At 42.8% G+C, this 18,714-nt stretch carries 11 protein-coding genes, 4 tRNA genes and 1 pseudogene; 6 read left to right on the forward strand and 10 right to left on the reverse strand.

All coding sequences use genetic code 11. The features are described 5' to 3' along the window. Positions 1-147: 147 nt before the first annotated feature. The 7 genes from CWC18_RS12790 to murB form a co-directional block, all read right to left on the reverse strand. Positions 148-223, reverse strand: a tRNA-Thr gene (locus tag CWC18_RS12790). Positions 224-236: 13 nt separating this feature from the next. After that, positions 237-311: transfer RNA gene (locus CWC18_RS12795), tRNA-Gly, on the reverse strand. Between the two features lie 46 nt (positions 312-357). After that, positions 358-442 (reverse strand) — tRNA-Tyr (locus tag CWC18_RS12800). Between the two features lie 46 nt (positions 443-488). Next, a tRNA-Thr gene (locus tag CWC18_RS12805) sits at positions 489-564 on the reverse strand. A gap of 124 nt (positions 565-688) precedes the next feature. Next, complete coding sequence (locus tag CWC18_RS12810; protein ID WP_138675390.1) at positions 689-1,390, reverse strand: type III pantothenate kinase; 702 nt, start codon at positions 1,388-1,390, stop codon at positions 689-691. Beyond that, the gene (birA, locus tag CWC18_RS12815) at positions 1,387-2,379 is read right to left on the reverse strand and encodes a bifunctional biotin--[acetyl-CoA-carboxylase] ligase/biotin operon repressor BirA (protein WP_138675391.1); all 993 of its coding nucleotides are present in this window, start codon (positions 2,377-2,379) and stop codon (positions 1,387-1,389) included. The genes CWC18_RS12810 and birA overlap by 4 nt, the downstream gene beginning before the upstream one ends. Next, positions 2,372-3,385 carry a UDP-N-acetylmuramate dehydrogenase gene (gene murB, locus CWC18_RS12820; RefSeq protein ID WP_138593738.1) on the reverse strand — a complete coding sequence of 338 codons (1,014 nt, stop codon included), beginning with the start codon at positions 3,383-3,385 and terminating at the stop codon, positions 2,372-2,374. Before murB ends, birA begins: the two co-directional genes overlap by 8 nt. Before the next feature lie 144 nt (positions 3,386-3,529). Between murB and CWC18_RS12825 the strand changes: the two genes are divergently transcribed. Further along, positions 3,530-5,377: a M1 family metallopeptidase gene (locus CWC18_RS12825; RefSeq protein WP_138675392.1), complete on the forward strand. Its 1,848-nt coding sequence runs from the start codon at positions 3,530-3,532 to the stop codon at positions 5,375-5,377. A gap of 34 nt (positions 5,378-5,411) precedes the next feature. Here the strand turns inward: CWC18_RS12825 and CWC18_RS12830 are convergent, their stop codons facing one another. Next, entirely contained in the window at positions 5,412-6,047 is a 636-nt protein-coding gene (locus CWC18_RS12830) for a DUF2057 family protein (protein WP_138675393.1), read from the reverse strand. A 132-nt stretch (positions 6,048-6,179) separates the two neighbouring features. Here CWC18_RS12830 and CWC18_RS12835 point away from each other — a divergent pair, with 132 nt between their 5' ends. From CWC18_RS12835 to CWC18_RS12855, 5 genes are all read left to right on the forward strand, one after another. After that, positions 6,180-6,551: a histidine triad nucleotide-binding protein gene (locus tag CWC18_RS12835; protein ID WP_138593025.1), complete on the forward strand. Its 372-nt coding sequence runs from the start codon at positions 6,180-6,182 to the stop codon at positions 6,549-6,551. 228 nt (positions 6,552-6,779) lie between these two features. Continuing rightward, positions 6,780-7,436 (forward strand): helix-turn-helix transcriptional regulator, encoded by a 657-nt coding sequence (locus CWC18_RS12840; RefSeq protein WP_021032157.1) that lies wholly within the window; start codon positions 6,780-6,782, stop codon positions 7,434-7,436. Positions 7,437-7,542: 106 nt separating this feature from the next. Further along, positions 7,543-9,702 (forward strand): ATP-binding protein, encoded by a 2,160-nt coding sequence (locus tag CWC18_RS12845; RefSeq protein WP_138593024.1) that lies wholly within the window; start codon positions 7,543-7,545, stop codon positions 9,700-9,702. A gap of 195 nt (positions 9,703-9,897) precedes the next feature. After that, on the forward strand, positions 9,898-13,236 hold the full coding sequence (locus CWC18_RS12850) for an amidohydrolase family protein (protein ID WP_138593029.1): 3,339 nt from the start codon (positions 9,898-9,900) through the stop codon (positions 13,234-13,236). A gap of 302 nt (positions 13,237-13,538) precedes the next feature. After that, the gene (locus CWC18_RS12855) at positions 13,539-16,829 is read left to right on the forward strand and encodes a methyl-accepting chemotaxis protein (protein ID WP_171041104.1); all 3,291 of its coding nucleotides are present in this window, start codon (positions 13,539-13,541) and stop codon (positions 16,827-16,829) included. On the opposite strand, the pseudogene CWC18_RS12860 reads toward CWC18_RS12855, so the two are convergent. Together CWC18_RS12860 and CWC18_RS12865 are read right to left on the reverse strand one after the other, a co-directional pair. Beyond that, positions 16,826-17,421 (reverse strand): annotated as a pseudogene (locus CWC18_RS12860) (nitrilase-related carbon-nitrogen hydrolase); the annotation flags it as partial. The gene CWC18_RS12855 and the pseudogene CWC18_RS12860 overlap by 4 nt on opposite strands. Before the next feature lie 155 nt (positions 17,422-17,576). Further along, positions 17,577-18,689, reverse strand: a complete 1,113-nt coding sequence (locus CWC18_RS12865; protein WP_249930127.1) for a methionine aminotransferase — start codon at positions 18,687-18,689, stop codon at positions 17,577-17,579. Between the last annotated feature and the right edge of the window lie 25 nt (positions 18,690-18,714).

The raw sequence follows: 18,714 nt of genomic DNA on the forward strand, positions 1-18,714 counted from the left end.
TCAAACTTTTCTTTTGCCATGACGGAACCTATCGTTTATGTGTCTAGATTACATATAAAAACAACCCACGAAAATGCGGATTAGATTTTTCAATAAATGAATATTTTAGGACAAATCAAAGGAAGCGTTTGAGAAGATTCAGCAGCCTGGTGCTGATAGGCAGATTTGAACTGCCGACCTCACCCTTACCAAGGGTGCGCTCTACCAACTGAGCTATATCAGCAACACCAGAAAACTGGAGCGGGCAGTGGGAATCGAACCCACATCATCAGCTTGGAAGGCTGAGGTAATAGCCATTATACGATGCCCGCTTTAGCAAACTGTTTTCTTAACTACCTCTAACCGTCAAGAATAAAATGGTGGAGGGGGCTGGATTCGAACCAGCGAAGGCAGTGCCGTCAGATTTACAGTCTGATCCCTTTGGCCGCTCGGGAACCCCTCCTCATAACAATTCTTTGTCTAAAGCTTCTGCATAAGAGTGCAAAAAATGGTGCCGACTATCCGAGTCGAACGGATGACCTACTGATTACAAGTCAGTTGCTCTACCAACTGAGCTAAGTCGGCACTGCTTTAGTACGGGGCAGGATTCTAGAGCAAGGTTGGGGGTGATGCAAGAGTAAAATTAAAAAAAATCAAAGTTTTTTACCTTGATGCTCATTATTACAGCAAAAACCACTAAAAACAGCAATTAACGTATAAAATCACACCAACTTTTCAGCCCTTTCAATACCAAGTCATCGATAAAGACACTTGGCTTATCATAATGTTGCTGTAATAGTTCACCATAGCCACCAGCAAAAATAACTTGAATATCTGTCGCATCACACTCTAATTGCGCGATAGCTGTATAGACTGCACCCAATGTTGATACTAATGCGCCATTTTTTACCGCATTTGGCGTATTACAACCCAACCCTTGCTCAAATAAACTGGTGTTATCACTAAATACTTTTTCTGTATTAGCTAAAAGGCTTGCGATCATCATATCCAAACCCGGTAATATCCAGCCACCCAAGTGCTGCCCAACTTGATTGACCACATCCACTTTTGTTGCAGTGCCTGAGTCAACGACAACACAATATTGATTTGGGTATAAGTAATGACCCGCAATCACCGCTAACCAACGATCGATCCCTAAATTTTGATATTGGGCATAACCACAATTCACTTTGCCAAGCTTTTGCGTCACGGTTGCCTGTCTTATATTAATATTATAACGCGCTGCATGCTGTTTTATCGACGCGAGTGCATTGGCATGACCTACCTGCGCGACGACTATATCATCCACATCTAACCACGGAATATCCGCTTCATTGATCTGCGCAATTTTACCATCGCAGTCCACACCTATCTTAACTGCAGTATTACCTACATCGATCAGTAATCTCACACACTATCCTTACGCAGTGATATTTCACCGCCATAGTAACTTTTTAACTCACCATCTTGACGCAGTACAATGCCACCTTGTGTGTCAATTCCTTCACACACACCACGCCATGTTCGCATACCCGTTGATAACGTCACCATGTCATTGCCAAATGCATTCACGTTATTCCACTGCTCAACCATGGTCGCTAACCCTGACACTTGGTATACCGCGAGCCGTTGCGCCAAACTATGGGTTAATTGGGCAACCAAGGCATTTTTATTTAAGCTATGCGTATGTGATGCCAAGTCAGTCCAAGGCTGATCAATGTGTTTAGACGCGGTTTCTGGCATTTGCAGATTAATGCCAATGCCAATCACTAAATGACATGGCCCCTCAACTTGCCCTTCAAGCTCAACCAATACACCTGCCAGTTTTCGGCCATGTAAATAAATATCGTTGGGCCATTTTAGCGCTGCTGATAAACCATACAAGGCTTCGATGGCATCATATACCGCCAATCCAACTGCAATAGATACCCCCATCGCAGCCTGCAGCCCTTCTTCTAGTTTCCAGTAATAACTGTAATAGAGGTTCGCGCCAAAAGGTGACTGCCACACTCGGCCTCGTCGCCCACGTCCTGCTTGTTGCATTTCAGCGACTAACACCTGCCCCGAGACCAAGTCATCGCCCTGCTGAATTCGACGCATTAGTTCTGTGTTTGTAGAATCAATAATAGGCCTGACTTCAACATTATTCTCACAAGCCAACGAGGCAAGATGCTGTTGGATTTCCTCACAGTTTAATAAAGGTAAGCTTTCGTTTAAACAATACCCTTTGCCATTGAGAGTAAAAATATCAATGCCCATCTCTTGTAACGAACGAATATGCTTTGAAATGGCTGCGCGACTAATCCCCAATTGTGTTGCCAGTACCTGCCCAGATACAAAGCCACCTTGGTTGAGTGCATGTAAAATCGCTAATTTATTACCTTGTGGAGCGTTATCCATTACTCTTCTCCTGCACACTCACCTCACCTGCGCGGCCAATCAGCCTTACTTCGTGTTCTAATTGAATTTCAAACTGACGTGCGACTCTTTGTTGCACATGTTGGATCACCTCACATAAGGCACTGCCTGAACTATGACCATCGTTCACCAATACCAGCGCTTGCTTTTCATATACACGTACCCCCGACACGCTATACCCTTTTAGGCCTGCCTGCTCAATAAGCCAGCCTGCTGCCAGCTTGCGTTGTCCGATCCCTGCCGAGTACGCTGGCATATTGGCATACTTAGCAAGTAACGCTTGGTAATGCGCCTCAGAGATCACCGGGTTTTTAAAGAAGCTCCCAGCATTGGGTAATATTTCTGGATCCGGTAGTTTGCTTTGACGGATCGCCACCACAGTATCACTCACCTGTAACGCGGTAACCGTCTTTTCATCTAGTGTTTGTAATGGGCCATAATTCAAAGTTGGTTGCCAGCATTTATTGAGGCGTAAACCTACTTGGGTTATTACAAACTGATTTTTTAAAGCATGCTTAAAAACAGAGTCACGATAACCAAACTGGCATTGTGTTCGGTTCAACCGTTCAAAAGACTGAGTGTCAATATTAAAGCCATCTACGTACTCTATAAACTGAGCCAGTTCAACGCCGTACGCACCAATATTCTGTACTGGTGCTGCGCCGACAGTACCAGGGATCAACACTAAGTTCTCAAGCCCAGGGATCCCTTTCGCGAGTAAACCGGTTACCAACGTATGCCAATTTTCACCCGCAGCCACCTCAACATCCCAAAACGTATCATGTTCTAAAATGTCTACGCCTTTATTGTTGATTCGAACCACAATGCCAATAAAATCGTCGATAAAAACGGTATTGCTTCCCGCGCCTAATACACAAAATGGCTGCGAAAAATCAACGGCTCGTAACTGCTGAGGGTCCTCGATCTGGACAACATCTCGACATGTGTGAGGTAATGCAAAAGTGTGAAGTGACTGTAATGCTTGCACGTACGTGCCTTAAACCTAAATCTGATAATATGGAATAGTTTAACCCATTGCGATGCTTGACGCATCAGTATGTGACTTTCATGATAAGCATGGTATAAAAGCCTACCACCCGATATTTTATTAATAATAAAGAACAAGGATCCTATGAAACTTTCTGCCTTAACTACCAGTTTAATACTGGCTGGTTTCTCTCACTTAGCCTTAGCAACACAAGCAGTAGACGAACATACCTATGCTAATCTAAACGACGTAATTAGTACCCACTTACACTTAGATTTAGACGTTGATTTTGTAGATAAGCAACTAGAAGGTTTTGTAGAGCACACCTTAGATTGGCGCAACGCCCAAGCGCGCACATTAGTACTAGATACACGCGATTTAGAAATCGACAAAGTCATGTATCAAGGTAAAAATGGCCAATGGCATAAAGCAGCATTTACATTGGCAAAACGAGACGATGTAAAAGGGGCCAAATTAACCATCACATTTAAGCAGCAAGCTAAAAAAGCACGCATTTATTACAATAGCTTGCCTCAAGCTTCTGGCTTGCAGTGGTTAACCCCGATTCAAACGGCGAGTAAGACACATCCATTTATGTATAGCCAGTCGCAAGCCATTCATGCGCGCAGCTGGATCCCAGTCCAAGATACGCCAGCAATGCGTGTTACCTATTCAGCTCGAATAAACACACCTGAGGACGTTCGCGCCGTGATGAGTGCTGATAACTCAGGTGCATTTATTAAAGACGGGGATTATTGGTTTGATATGCCACAAGCTATCCCTCCTTATTTAATCGCTATTGGTGCAGGTAACCTTGAATATAAAGAAATGTCTCACCAAACCGCCATTTTCGCAGAGCCACAAATTTTAGACGCCTCCGTGGCTGAATTTAACGATACACAAGCCATGATCGATAAAACCAACATAATGTATGGTGAATACGCATGGGGGCGCTATGACTTACTCATGCTCCCACCGAGCTTTCCATTTGGAGGCATGGAAAACCCACGCTTGTCATTCATTACTCCTACCGTTGTAGCAGGTGATAAAAGCTTGGTGAACTTAATCGCACATGAGTTGGCACACTCTTGGTCTGGTAATCTAGTCACGAACGCAACATGGGAGGACCTTTGGTTAAATGAAGGATTTACCTCTTATGTTGAAAACCGCATTATGGAAGAAGTATTTGGCCGTGAACGTGCCGTGATGGAGCAAGCACTCGATACTGCGGGCCTTAAAAAGCAACTCAAAAATATTCCCGCGCCAGATACACGCTTAAATCTAAAACTCAATGGACGCGATCCAGATGATGCCTTTAGCTCAGTCCCTTACACTAAAGGTCAACTGTTCTTGTTGTATCTAGAAGAAAAGTTTGGCCGTGCGCGATTTGATGAATTTGTCAAAGGCTACTTTAATAAATATTCATTTAAATCTCTGACCACGGCTGAGTTTACCGTGTACTTAACTACACACTTACTCGAAAAGTACCCGGGCATTGTCAGCCTAGACAAGGCCAATGAATGGATCCACGAACCGGGATTACCTGCAGATGCCCCTAACCCAACATCAGACGCATTTATTAATGTTGATAAAGTCTCTGCGGCATGGTTAAACGGTGAACTTTCAGCAACTGCACTCCCTACCAACAAGTGGACAGTTCACGAATGGCTACATTTTATCAATAACCTACCTCGAGATCTTAGTGTAGATAAAATGACAGAACTCGACACTGCCTTTAATCTCACGACCTCAACTAATGCAGAGCGTGCTTTTGCGTGGTATATGCTTGCGGTTGGCAATGGATATCAGGCAATTTATCCCGCTTTAGATGAACACCTATCGGGCATTGGCCGTCGCAAGCTGATTGTGCCCTTGTACAAAGCCTTAGTTAAAAATGGTAAACGCGCATGGGCCCAAAAGGTTTACCAAGCAGCGCGTCCGGGCTATCACCCACTCGCACAAGGCACCATTGACGCGATTTTTAGTAAGTAACTTATTCAGCTGCTTCTCTATCAAAGGGCTATTATTAGCCCTTTTTAATTTTTTGTAAAAAGGCCGCGCGCTGCGCTGCACTTGCCTGCTCCCACCAAAACTCTAACATCATCGCCGCATCAGGGTGCATAATGCCTTGCATCGGCGCTGCCTGATGGTGCTTCACCCGATCTTTTGGTGCGCCTTCAGTATCAGGCGTGTGTACTGAATGACGAGAGCTAGGCGCTACAACTGGCTGCGAGGTATACGCCTGCTGGATAAAACGCGAACGTTTATCAGCAATTTGTTTATTTTTGTCTGGCGACACTATCGTCACTTGGGGGGTTTTCGCAAACAATTTAGCTTCTTCGACCTCGTCGGGGCGCTGAAGCGTAATTAAGTACTCACCCTCCATCATGATGTTTAATTCAACCCAAAAAGCATCTGACTCAACCACTTCATGCTCATCATATTCCAACTCATATAAATCACTATACTTCAGTTTTACCGCATAGGTGCCTGAAGTAAGTGTAAGTTCAGTCACGTTACTGAATAATGAGTGTTCAATCACCTTATCGTTCACCTGTAATAGCAATAACTCTTCGTTAAAACGCACTGTTGCACCGTGGCTGTCTTTTACCACCATACCAAGGCATAGCGCGAAACATACGTAGCTTATTATTTTCATCATGGCTGCTCCTTTTATTTACGTATAATTACATTTCGTGGTTTGACACTCAGGCCAAACTTTGTCATTAGTGTACACTTGAATCTTTCATTTCTCTTCCTTTGTATAAGAGAAGCATTTTATTTAGGATTATCAATGAGCCAGAGTACAATTTTCGACAAAATCATTAATAAAGAAATCCCTGCTGATATTGTCTATGAAGACGATAAGGCACTCGCCTTTAAAGACATAAATCCACAAGCCCCTTTTCATGTTTTGGTGATCCCCAAAGCAAGAATCGCAACTATTAACGAGGTGACTGAACAAAATTCACATCTTGTCGGCCATTTATACGCAGTTGCTGCTAAACTAGCCAAAGAACATGGCTTTGCTGAAGACGGCTATCGTGCTGTTATGAACTGTAATGAGCATGGTGGGCAAACGGTATATCATATTCACCTGCACCTACTCGCAGGGAAAACAATGGGATGGCCACCATATACAAGTACGAAAAAAGAACTACTTTAAAATATTCTCTGTTAAGGAATGTAAACAAGTAAGTTATTATTTCGAAAATATGAAAAGTCATCTATTTCATAAAGTTATGACATAGTTAATGTGTTTTTTTTGTATTCATAGCGTTATATGTCGATTACATATAGCAAAACTATCTATCATTTGATAAAAATTCTAATACAAAAGGCCTGAGTCACGTGTTAGCATTAATCATCAGTTGGAATAAGAGTGTTGCCAAAAATGAGCAGTTCTGCCTTTTTGTTATTAGATAAAGAGCCTATTAACACCATAGGAATTAACGTTTTGCAGCCGTTGCTAAAAACGCAAGGACTAGATGTAACCACAGGTACCGATATAGCAGATGTACCTGAAGGGACACGCCTATTATTTATAGAAACCGCAACCAATGATGCTTGGAATAAATTAAAAGAACAATTAGTCAGGCTGAAAGTAAGTTGCGATATCATATTGTTTAACTTGGATGAAAATCCTGAACTCGCCAATCGTGCATTATTAAGTGGGATCCGGGGTGTATTTTATACAACAGATAACGCTGATGTACTGATGAAAGGCATTCGTCTTCTTATGGAAGATCAGCTTTGGTATCGTCGTGAGATTATGTGTAACGCCTTAAACCGCATGTTGCAATATAACAAAGATGCACTACATAAATTAACCGAAGGCGACATTGAACCAGTAAAGCTCACCAAACGTGAGAAAGCAATTATCTCCTTAATGAGTAAAGGGGCAAAAAATAAAGAGATTGCTGAAGATCTCAATATTAGCCCGCATACAGTTAAAACACATTTGTATAGCGCATTTAGAAAAACCAAGTGCCGTAACCGTATCGAATTATTGTCTTGGGCACAGCAAAACATCCCTGACGAGATTCGCTAAATCGTATTACCAATAAAAACAGCCGTACTATGCGGCTGTTTTTGTTTCTTTACTCCTTCCGCTGTAATCTCTATCCTTAACAACAAACCCTCAAAAAATAACAATAATGTTTGACCCTAAAACACTCTATTTTACCAGTGCGGTCATGATGGCCATGATGACATTGCTAAACTTTTTGACTTGGCGTGCAAACAAGCATACGCCCGGTACCTTACTCTATATTTTTTACCCTATGGTATTATTTGCTGCTATCGTCGGCTTTTTTGTGCACAGTGATATTGAGTCGTGGCAAACTATTGGGATTGCCAATACTCTGCTCTTTGTCGCATCAATTATTCATTGTCTCGCTATATGTCAGTTTTTGAATTATCGAGGCTGGGAGCTTCGCTTATTTCTCATCATTACGGCTTTTTTACTCGCCGCCCTAGTCTACTTCAGTGCGGTCGATGATGATTTGCGCTATCGTATTTTTATCTCTGACTTACAACATATTTGTGAAGCAATATTTCTGCTTTACACCTTCTTTCGCTTTGCACGACCACTGTATCCCAATGGCACAATTGTTTACGGTATCGTTCTGACACTCGTTATGAGCGCTTTTATAGCCCGTACAGTCCTCATGGGTGAAGTAACCTCCTTTACTTTATTAGAAGATAATTGGTTTATTATCACCTTATTCATGAACGGGGTTCTGGCACCTATTTTTTATGCCACGGGTATGGCGCTGCTGTGCAATGAGCGACGCGAATACCATCTAAACCAATTAACTGACAAAGCCAAAAAAGACCTTGAGATCAGAGGCCTTTTTTTATCTACCATTAGTCATGAAATTCGTACGCCACTGAATGGTATCTTAGGAAGTGCACAATTAGTACTTAACCGCACAACGAACCACCGGAATAAAGCCTACTGTGAAGCCATTATTAATTCAGCAGAATCCTTAAACTTACTCATAGATAAAGTACTAGATTATGCCAGCTTAGACCAAAGCGATGAATCTCTTTATGAAGAAGATGTTGAATTGAAAAGCTGGCTCAATAACCTTTGTTTATTATTAAGCCCACTGGCCGAACAAAAAAAACTCAGCTTCGAATTAATATACGAATTACCTGAACAAGCATGTTATTACTGTGATCAACAAAAACTGCGGCAAATCATCATCAACCTCGTTGGTAATGCCATAAAGTTTACTGACAAGGGCTGTGTGAAGATCCGTGTTGAATTATTAGCTGAGCAGCATATGTCACATATGGTGCGATTTAGCGTGATTGACTCTGGTCCAGGTATTGATGAAGAAGACATCAGTAAACTCACCGAACCCTACGTGCAAAGTAGTGCAGGTAAAGTTAAAGGCGGCACAGGACTTGGCCTTGCAATAACCAGCCGATTACTCGACAGACTCGATAGCCACCTTGATATTTTAAGTGAACTAAACAAGGGCAGCTCATTTAGCTTTGATATTCCTTTGGCTATCGGTGAATTGAGCCTTGTTGAACAACGTAATCATAATTCGGATTGCATCACTGGCTTGAATATTTTGCTAGTCGAGGATCTCGACCTTAATCAAAAAATTGCCATTGAGTTTATGGCAACCGACGAACACAAAGTGAAACTCGCCACCAATGGGAGTAGCGCTTTGGAGTTATTGTCAGAGTTTCAATTCGACGTGGTGTTACTTGATATGAACCTGCCGGATTTCACTGGCCAAGAAGTACTGCGCCGCCTGCAAACTATAGAACATAAGAACCAACGCACGCCGTTTCTTGCGTTTACAGCTAGTCTCAGCCCGGATGAAGTCAAAGAATATTTGGCTTTAGGGATCAAAGATATTGTCGGTAAGCCAATTAAACAAGAAAAGCTGCGCCAAGCACTTAACGATTCACAAACAGCACAAAAACCCAATATCAGCGTTGAATTAACCGACACACTCTATGATGAAACGGCTGTGAGCTTATTAAAGAATAGCTTCAGTGAAGATGAAGTGTCATCTATTTACAATGAGTTTGTACTTTCAGCACGGAATAAGCTAATTCATATTCAACAAATGCTCCCCCAAGACAATGACCAATGCATTAGACAACTGCACCGCCAATCTAGCACAGCAATGCAACTTGGCTTTAATCGATATGGCCTACTGCTAAAAAAAATTGAGCGTCGCTTACTTGATAATAAATCCAGTGACAGTGAGTTAACGCAAGCGATGGCATTGTGGCAACAAAGCCTAGAAGCCTATTTAGATTATGTGCGTAAAAACACGCTTCGCTAACCCAACGATTGAACCGTTACTCGGCCGTTATTTATATATAGACGCGTAACGGGGTGGATCAGGCTATATTTTGTTCATCTGATTCATCATTTGTCGCGCATAGTCGACATCTTCGTCAAATTTCGTCATTCTCTAAAACTATATGCTCTAATGCTCGATATTAGAGCAACCAATAACCATAACATGGAAATCATGATGGCATTTTTCAAAAAACCACTGACAGTAGCAATTAGCCTTGCTGTATTAGGCACTAGTGTGTCAAGTTTGGCTGAAGTCACAAATGCAACCATACCTGGCGCAGAACAAAGAAGTACTGAAAGCTGGGATGTACTTAATACACCAGGTGACAAGCAAACCATTACAATCGACACCAACCAAACTACCTGGAGTAACTTAGATGTGAGTCCAGATGGCAAGCAGGTTGTATTTGATATGTTGGGCGATATTTATATCATGCCTATTACTGGTGGTAAGGCAACTATCGTTACCAATGACGTGGGTTGGAACATTCAGCCTAAATTCTCTCCTGACGGCAAAAAGATCGCTTTCATCTCTGATCGCGCCGGTGGTGATAATCTATGGGTCATGGATATTAATGGCGAAAACAAAAAACAAATATCAAAAGAAAGCCACAATATCGTACACAATCCAGCATGGGCACCTAATGGCCAATATATTGCAGTAAAACAGGGCCAAGTGACGGGAAGAACTATTCCGGGTGGGTCGATCCGTATGTATCACATCAGTGGTGGACAAGGTGTGACCGTTCGTGACCGATTGCATGGCGCTAAATCGCAAAAGAATGTCGCAGAGCCAGCCTTTTCCACTGATGGAACAAAAATTTACTACTCTGTTGATAGCACAGCAGGCGTCCGGTGGGAGTACAATAAAAATGCACTAGGTAAAGTGTTTGAGATCCGCAGTTGGGATTTAGCCACTGGTGAAGAAGAAACTGTGATCCGAGGCTCGGGGGGAGCCATTCGCCCAACCCCCAGCCCAGATGGAAAATCAATCGCGTTTGTCAAACGCGTCGATAATGGAACAGCCATGGCCAGTGCGCTCTACATCAAAGACCTAGAATCTGGGATCGAGAGAGAAGTTTTCGCAGGCTTAGATCGCGATTTGCAGGAAGCAAATGGAGCACATGGTAATACACCTGCATTTGCTTATACGCCGGATGGCAAGTCTTTAATTTTTTGGGCTGGCGGGGTATTTCGCTCAGTTGATATACAGACCAAGCTTACCAAAGTGATCCCCACCCGAGTCGTCGCCGAAAAGCAAATGACACCTGCACTGCGTTTTGCTGTGGACGTTGCACCCGATAATTTCAAAGTCAAAATGGCACGTTGGTCTCAATTATCACCAGACGGGAAAACGGCTTTGTTTCAAGCCTTAGGGTATCTATACATCAAGGACATTGCTTCAGGTAAAGTAAATCGACTCACATCGCAAACAAATCACTTTGAGTTTTATCCGAGCTTTTCACGAGATGGGAAATCAATTGTGTACACGACTTGGGATGATAACAAACTTGGCACCGTGCGAATTATTTCGGCAAGTGGGGGGAACAGCAAAGTCTTGACGAAGCAGCCTGGTCACTATATTTCACCAAGCTTTTCTCCTAATGGACAACACATCTTATATAAAAAAGTCACTGGCGGCTATTTACTCAACGGTGATTGGTCCATGTCACCTGGTATTTATCTCATTGATCGTGATGGTAAAGAGTCACGTCGTGTTATTAAATCAGGTGACAACCCACACTTTGGTGCCGCGCAAGACAGAATCTACTTTTCCGCTGCCAATGAAACACATCGCGAGCTCAAAAGCGTAGACCTCAGAGGTCAACAAGAGCGTAGTCACTTCAAAGGGGATTACATCTTTGATTTTAAAGTCTCTCCCAATGGCGAATATATTGCCTTCATTGAGCATTTCAATACTTTTGTCGCCCCATTTACCAGCACAGGTAAAACCCTGTCAATTAACAAGGGCACCAAATCCTTCCCTGTAAAACAGGTTTCAAAATATTCTGGAGATTACTTAAATTGGCTTAGCGACAGCAGTGCGTTAACTTGGGCTTTCGGACCCACTCTTTATCAAAGAAAACTAACAGACACATTCGCATTTTTATCTGGCGATAACGGTGACCAAACGACCTTAACAGCGGACGGAATCGATCTAAGCTTTACACACAAAGCAGATAAGCCGCAAGGTGAGTTGGCGCTCATCGGCGGTACTGTTGTAACCATGCGTGACGCAGATAAGCAACAAGAAATGATTGAAAATGGAGTCATACTTATTAAGGAAAATCGTATCATGGCGGTCGGAAAGCAAGGAGAGATCGACATACCCAAAACCGCAAAGATCGTCGATATAAAAGGAAAAACGGTTATACCCGGGTTAATTGATGCCCATGCACACGGCAGCTATGGCAGTTATGATCTGCAGCCCAAACAGAACTGGAATCAGTACTCTAATTTAAGTTTTGGGGTCACGACCATACATGATCCATCCAATAATTCATCAGAAGTCTTTTCTATGGCTGAACTGGCAAAAGCCGGCCTAACCGTTGCACCGAGAATATATTCGGTTGGGCGTATTTTATACGCTGGCCATGCACCTGGATATAAAACTCCAATCAGTAATTTAGCGGATGCCGAGTTTCATGTTAAGCGCTTAAAAGATGCTGGGGCCATTTCTGTCAAGAGCTACAATCACCCTCGTCGTGAAACGCGTCAACAAGTTCTAGAAGCTGCAAAAAATATGGAAATCATGGTGATGCCAGAAGGTGGCTCTAAATTTCAACACAACATGAATATGATCGTTGATGGCCACACTGGGGTCGAACATGCCTTACCGATCCCACACATTTACTCTGATATAAAACAAATGTGGGGGCAAACTGATGTGGGCTTTACTCCCACTTTCGTCGTTGCCTATGGGGGTATCAAGGGCGAAGATTATTTTTATGAGCACACTAATGTTTGGGAAAACAAACGGCTAATGAGCTTCGTACCAGATTATATCGTAAAGCCTCAATCAATTCGTCCAGGCCAAGCACCTGAGAGGCTTTATAATCATATTTTAACTGCGCAAGTTGCCAAACAGCTTCGTGACGAAGGAGTCACTGTGCATATTGGCGCGCATGGTCAAAGAGAAGGATTAGCTGCGCACTGGGAACTTTGGTCAATGGTACAAGGTGGCTTCAGCGCTTGGGAGGCATTGCGAAGTGGTACCATAGACGGCGCCAAATATTTGGGTATGGATCACGATATTGGCACAATTGAAAAAGGTAAAATCGCGGATTTAGCCATTATTGAAGGCGACGTGTTAAATGACATCCGTCAGTCAGAACACGTTGCTTATACCGTGATTAATGGCCGTATTTATGATGCTGAAAGCATGAATGAAATTGGCAACTATGATCAAAAGCGCACGACGTTTTTCTTTGAGAATGGCTCAAAAACACAAATGCACCCGGCGACAGAAGCATATATGGAAACCAAAGCTCACCAATATCATTGGAAGCATTAAGCGCATTTAACCTCCACAGACCACCCAAGTGTGGTCTGTGTTTTAATCATCTGTACAATTTCCATTATTAATATCGCAAATTTTGTGTCATGTGCTGTTATTACATAACAGGGACGTCATTGAACACATTCAAGTCACTGAAAATAATTGATGGCTGACACTTTTCGGCCTTTGATCAATATACCAATCTTAGCCACTTCAAATTTAACTCTTTCACTAGACGTTGACTGGAACTGTTCTACACTTTTCAGCAAGGCTCTATTTTTGAATGGGCTAGCAATACTCAATACAGGGGGTGCTCAGTGGCAACTATTAGCATGATCTATCATTCATTAAACCTAACTAAAAAGCTTGTGTTCGCATTTTTACTCGTTGCACTGGTACCTATCGGGATCATCATTTCCATCGCTTTGATCCAAGCATCGAATGCACTTCAAAAGCAAGCATATTCGCAACTGGCCGCAGTGGGTGAGATAAAAAAAAGTTCGGTTACGCGTCACTTTAATGCAATTCAGAGTAAAATGAATGCCACCGCGCACAATCCCTATGCTCAGTCAGCGGCTTACGAATTTATTAACGCCTTTAATCAGATTGGGGGAATTCCTAGTGCACCAGAGAATTTAAGGGCTTTTTATCGAGATGAGTTTGGGGCGAAGTTTGCAGCAGAAAACCCACATATCGGGTCGCCGGGTGATTTAATCACTAGGATCAGCGAAAGAGGGCTTGAATTACAGGCTCGCTACATCTCTGATAACCCCAATGGGCTCGGCGAAAAAGGCCAATTACTCACGACTGATCATCTCGATGCATACGATTTAAGTCATATGAAATACCATCATTACTTTCAAAAAATTAATGAAATAAACTTTTTTTACGATGTATTCATCGTCGACAATGACACCGGTAATATTGTTTACTCCGTCTTCAAAGAGCTCGACTATGCCACCTCATTGTTAACCGGCCCTTATGCAGAAAGCAACATTGCGAAAGTATTCAAACAAGCTCGGAAGCTTTCCTCCTCAGAAGAATTTGTCTTTGTTGACTACGAAAAATATATGCCATCTTACAATGCTCCGGCCAGTTTTATCGCTTCCCCTTTAGTTTATAACGGCAATGCCATTGCAACTTTGATATTCCAATTGTCAATTGATCACCTCAATCTCATTATGACAGAACGCGAGGGCTTAGGTGAAAGTGGCGAAACCTATCTAGTTGGTGCCGATGGCCTAATGCGTTCTGACTCTTACTTAGATCCGGTTAACTATTCCGTCATAAACTCATTTAAATACCCAAAGAAAGGCACCATCGAAACCGAGGCATTTAAAAGGGCCATCGCAGGTGAAAAAGGCCAGAAACTGGTGATTGATTACAATGGTCAACCTGTTTTATCAGCATTTATGCCCATTAACGTGCTCGGCGCGAAGTGGGCTCTGATGGCCGAGATAGATGAAAAAGAAGCTTTCACAGCAATTTCGAATCTGCAAAGCCTATTGGCCATTATTTTAATTATTGCCATCATTGCCATCATTTTCATCGCCTTCTTATTTGCCAGTACCTTAACGAAACCGGCTCATTCTCTGGTCAATACGATGCGCCGAGTAGAGCAAGAAGGTGACTTTTCTATTCGAGCTCCAATTGCATCCAAAGATGAAATTGGTCAGTCGGCTCACGCATTTAACTCTTTATTAGATGAATTACAACAATCAATCTCTGAAACCAACTTAGTGATGGACGAAATAGCGTCAGGTTGCTTTTCTAAACGGATCAAAGCTCAATGTAAAGGAGAGTTGGCCACACTCAAAGAATCGACTAATAACTGTGCTGATAGCCTAGATATTGCTATTACTGAAATCAATCAAAGTGTCAAAGCCATGTCAATCGGTCAGTTTGACATTCAACTTAAAGCAGAAATGTCTGGCGATTTGGACAAATTAAAAAGCAACATCAATCAATCATTACAGTCGCTCGACAACACGATGAATGAAATTGTGGAGGTAATGGCAAATGTGGAGCATGGCGACTTTAAAAATCGTGTCACAATTGATGCTCAAGGTAGGCTGGGCCAATTGAAAGACAGTGTCAACAACTCAGTCGTCAGTGTTGCAGGTGCAATCAATGAAATCAGCTCTGTTATGGGCGCCATACGTGAGGGCGATTTTTCTCAACGAGTCAGTGTCTCTCTAGAAGGGCAATTGAATGAACTGAAAGAGAACATCAATTTCAGTGTCGAAAATCTTGCAGAAATCATTCGTGATATCAGTACCGTCATGGCGGCAATGAGCAAAGGCGACTTCACTCAGAGCGTCGATTGCCCAGCCCAAGGCCAGTTAGGTGAACTTAAAAATGACGTGAACTCCTCTATTCAAGGCCTAAATCAAGCCGTTGGTGAAATCTCATCCGTTATGACAGCCATTAGCCATGGTCGCTTTGATCAAACCATTGACTCTCCCATGCTAGGGCAGTTAGACACACTAAAAACAGACATAAACCAATCAATTGGAAATTTAAATCAAGTCATCGATGAGTTGAGTTCTGTTATGGCTGCCATGTGTAAAGGCGATTTCAGCCTTAAGATAGAACTTTCATTACAAGGTCAACTACAACAGTTAAAAGAAGACGTCAACGGTTCAATCGAAACCATCTCAGAAGCCATCAGCGGAGTAACGCATGTTTTAAGCGCCGTGTCTCAGGGTAATTTAACTGACACCATCTCCGGTAACTACTTTGGGGTATTTTCTGCGTTACAACACGATGTCAATAATACCATTAGTAAGCTCACTGAAGTGATTGAAGGGATCAAACTCTCCGCGAATCATGTTTCACAAAGTGCCTGTGAGATCGCGACCAGTAATACCGAGATCAGTACCCGAACTGAGGAGCAAGCAGCCAATTTAGAAGAAGCAAGCGCCAGCACTGGTCATATATTAAGTGAGATAACCGCGGTGGCGAAACAATCAAGTAATGCAGTTGAGTTATCAGACAATGCACAAGATATTGCTCAGGAAGGTGGCACACTATCAAAAGATACCGTGATTGCCATTGAAGAAGTCAACAATGCCAGTAAAGATATCAACGAAATCGTCTCTGTTATTGACGCTTTAGCCTTTCAAACCAATTTGTTAGCACTCAACGCTGCGGTTGAAGCAGCACGAGCAGGTGAACACGGTCGAGGATTTGCTGTGGTCGCTAATGAAGTCAGAGAACTCGCTGGTAGAAGCGCCGCTTCAGCGAAGCAAATCAAAAGTATCATCGCAAACAGCAATGAAAAAGTAGAACAAAGCACCGAAATGGCAAATAGCTCAGGTCACAAATTAGCGCAAATCGTAGACGCAGTTTCTCAAGTGAACGGAACCATCGTCAAAATCAATCAATCGACCATGACACAACAACAAGCGATCACCGAAGTCGATTTGGTGGTACAGCGCTTAACTGATTTAATTCAAAAAAATTCCGCTATTACCGAAGAAACGATGGCAGCGGCAAAACAAATGGCGGACCAAGCCAACGAAATGCGCCGCTTACTTGGTTATTTTACATTGCAAGAGTCCGAAGTGAGTGGCCTCCAACGACTGACTCATCATACGGCGAATTAACGCAGTATAAACTCATCGGCATCTAAATGAGCCGGGAAACCAGCTCGGAATTCATCCAAAGTGTTTTGCGCAATTGAACAATGTCAACACAAGCCTGATCATCAGGTGATTGCACTAGCGGCTCACCTTTAACATCATAGGCAGCGGTACCACCATTGTGTACAACTTCTTTCCCATCAGTGCCAATGCGATTACAAGCGAGTACATAACACTGATTTCCTATTGCTCTGGCCATCAACAAGGTGTCCCAGACATGTCGTCTGGCAGCTGACCAATTAGCGACATTACCCATGACATCATAATCATTATGGTTTCGCTGAAAAACAGGAAATCGTAAAGCGTAGCACACTTGTGGTAACAACCTGAACTCACCAAGGGTAAATATCGCTTTGGCTTGCCCTGCCTCGACATACTCACCTTCATTGCCAAGTCGAAACAAATGTCTTTTATCATCATATGATATGGTGCCATCTGGGCGTTCCCAGTAAAAGCGGTTAACTTGTTTTGCGCCTTGCTTTACCAATACAGATCCCGCAATAACCGCCTGAAAACGCTGAGCAGTGGTAATAAGCCCTTGTAAAATAGAACCTGACTAAGCTTCAACAACAGCTAAATCAACCGGGTGAATGAGATCGCTCAAGTGCTTGGTTAATAACGTGCCTAGCTGGGTAAAACTAAGTTCTGGCTGTAACCAAGCAATGTCTTGCTGCATTCATGCCACGCATAATTGCGAGCTGCCATTAGGTGTTAGAGTTGGCATAACTTCTGTGCAGCAGCAAGTAATGTGTTAGTGTCTTTAGCAAAACATAGTCTGATCACACGGTCTTCTGTCGGCTTGTTATAAAAAACACTTAACGGTATCGCCGCAATGCCAATTTCTTTGACTAAATACTCACAAAACGCTACATCATCTAGCTCTGAGAGTTGACTGTAATCAAGTAGTAAAAAGTATGTGCCTTCACTGGGTAAGACTTGAAAACGGCTAGACGCTAATGCCGCCACTAAACAGTCTCGCTTTTGTTGGTAAAACTGAGCCAAAGAGTCAACATGTGCTCCCTCTTCCGACAGCATATCTGCCAAGGCAAACTGAGCGGGCGTAAAGCTAGAAAATGTCACGTATTGGTGTAACTTTCTAAACTCAATAGTTAATTTGCTTGGAGCAATACAGTAGCCAATCTTCCAGCCAGTGCAATGGAAGGTTTTACCAAAGCTCGACACCACAAAGCTACGCTCAAATAATTCGGGATCTCGTAACACACTTAAATGAGGCTGTTCATCGAAAGTAATATGCTCATACACCTCATCACTGATCACATAAAGCTCATGCTCAATGACCAGTTTTTTTAAGCTTGTTAAATCGGCCAACTTCAAGGTCTTTGCACTGGGGTTATGTGGCGTATTAATAATGATGGCTCGCGTTTTATCATTGATAAGGCGCTTAACCTCAACCCAGTCAATCATATAATCTGGTGCGCTCAGTGCAACATGTACCGCTTTACCACCAGCAAGCTCAATCGCCGGCTTATATGAATCATAGGCAGGATCAAATACTATTATTTCATCGCTCGAGCGCGTGATCGATTGGATAGCAACAAACAAAGCTTCAGTCGCACCAGATGTCATTGTTACCATATCATCAGCATTGATATTCGCCTGATAACGCCTTTTGACCAATGCACTAATTTGTTGCTGTAACGGCGCAATGCCTGCTGAAGGAGCGTATTGATTAACTCCTTGCTGAACATAGTCTGCCAATCTGCGTTTTAAAAATTCTGGGGTATCAAACTCAGGAAAGCCCTGCGACAAATTAATTGCCCCATACTGATTTGCCAGCCCTGTCATTTTACTAAAAATACTCATACCAAGATTAGGTAATTTACTACGC

It is taken from the genome of Pseudoalteromonas aurantia, from assembly GCF_005886875.1.
GTDB lineage: Bacteria > Pseudomonadota > Gammaproteobacteria > Enterobacterales > Alteromonadaceae > Pseudoalteromonas > Pseudoalteromonas aurantia_A.